The sequence below is a fragment of the Neolewinella lacunae genome (genome assembly GCF_014349155.1).
GTDB classification, from domain to species: domain Bacteria; phylum Bacteroidota; class Bacteroidia; order Chitinophagales; family Saprospiraceae; genus Neolewinella; species Neolewinella lacunae.
On record NZ_JACSIT010000019.1, the window covers coordinates 1 to 1,566 of the forward strand.

The 1,566-nt window shown below is 42.2% G+C and carries 2 protein-coding genes; both read left to right on the top strand.

All coding sequences use genetic code 11. The annotated features are described in order from the left end of the window. The coding region (locus tag H9S92_RS00095; RefSeq protein ID WP_187464699.1) for an RHS repeat domain-containing protein at positions 1-939 on the top strand (939 nt) is incomplete at its 5' end. A 19-nt stretch (positions 940-958) separates the two neighbouring features. Then, the gene (locus tag H9S92_RS00100; RefSeq protein ID WP_187464700.1) at positions 959-1,342 is read left to right on the top strand and encodes a hypothetical protein; all 384 of its coding nucleotides are present in this window, start codon (positions 959-961) and stop codon (positions 1,340-1,342) included. The last annotated feature ends 224 nt before the right edge of the window (positions 1,343-1,566 follow it).

Here is a 1,566-nt window from a genome sequence, read left to right on the forward strand (position 1 = left end):
GGCAACAACCTCATTGAAGCCGCAGAAGTGTTGCAAGAAAACCACTACTACCCCTTTGGCATGGAGATGCAAGGGGGCTGGCTGGCGGAGCCGGGGGTGGAGCAGCGGTATGGGTATAATGGGAAGGAGTTGAATGAGGAAGTGGGGTGGCATGATTATGGGGCGCGGTGGTATGATGCGGCGGTGGGGCGATGGGCAAGCGTTGATCCATTAGCAGAAACTATTTCATCTTATTCAACGTATTCGTATACTTACAACAACCCAATTTCTTTTATTGATCCAACAGGTATGATAGGGGAGTCGGTTCAGGATTTAGTGCAACAAGCTTGGAATGATACACCTGATGGAAAAACTAGATCATACAACTACAATCAAGTCTCTGATGAGCCCATTTATGGAGAAGATGGACGGTTAATCGCTTACAGGGTCGAAGACGGGCAGGGGCCTACTCAAATTGCAAAAGATCTAAATGAAAATTATGGATGCCAATTATCATGTGAAATCAATTATCAGGACATTGTTCTTGATAATGCCAGCGATTTTACTAACGTAATTGATGCAAATGGCAATCCTCTTGGAAAGTGGAGTGAAGCCTACAAATCTGGAAATATATCTCCAGGAGATATATTATTAATTGCCTATGGCTCTCAATCTTCAGAGGAAATCACCCTTATTCTCATTAAGGCTGTAGAACTTCAACGAGAAATAGATTCTGTTTCAGAGATTGTTGCTAGACACCATCGCATCAATATTGGACATGAGATCTTTGCAGAAGGGCTTAAGTGGGAAAGAGGAGACAGATCTAGCGGGGCTGTTGGCGGACAAGCAGCTATAGCACTTCGAATGTTTGACAATGTGAATGATAGTGTCAGGGAAGACCGAGTTCGATCAACGTTGATCCGCATGCGAGATTCAATATTAAATAAGATTGAAGAATGAGTAATCTAAATTTTTAAGAATGAAAAGTAAAATTTCTAAGTTCCTTTACGCATTTATTTTGCTAAGTGTATTGACACAAATTGGTTACAACGCATTGAGTTTTAGTGCGGTCTATTTTGGCATTGTAGAAGGCTATAATAGCCTATATGTGTCATTATTTTTTGGTACAATATGCTTGGCGATTGCGATTATTGCAGGTTTATCTCTAAGCAAATATGTGCCAAGGCATATAATACTACTTATATTGTTCCTGGGGTTTTTATCGTGGTTAGATCCTAGTCTGTTTTCGTTGATACTATCCATTGTACTACTGAAAGTTAACGAAGAGTATAGGGATGATAGTAAAAGTGAAATATCCCGCAACTTAAAGCATAGAGATGATATCTTGGACCAAATTCCTTGATTCTTGGAGTGCTCCCCAACCCAAAGACTAAGTATACGCAGTGCCTCAAAGCAGGTTACGAAGCCAATTCAAGTGCTCAGTAAATGGGACCTCCCCAACAAAACTACTTGGACTAGCCCCCAACATTTCCCCCACCCCCACCGTTTTCGAAGCAAAAACCCAAATCGTGCTCGAAGCCAACTTCCAGGTACAACTCGGGGCCACCTTCACGGCCGACATCGTCC

Excerpts from the sequence above, each read along its gene's own strand:
- H9S92_RS00100 (WP_187464700.1), top strand. The coding sequence starts at position 959 with ATGAAAAGTAAAATTTCTAAGTTCCTTTACGCATTTATTTTGCTAAGT.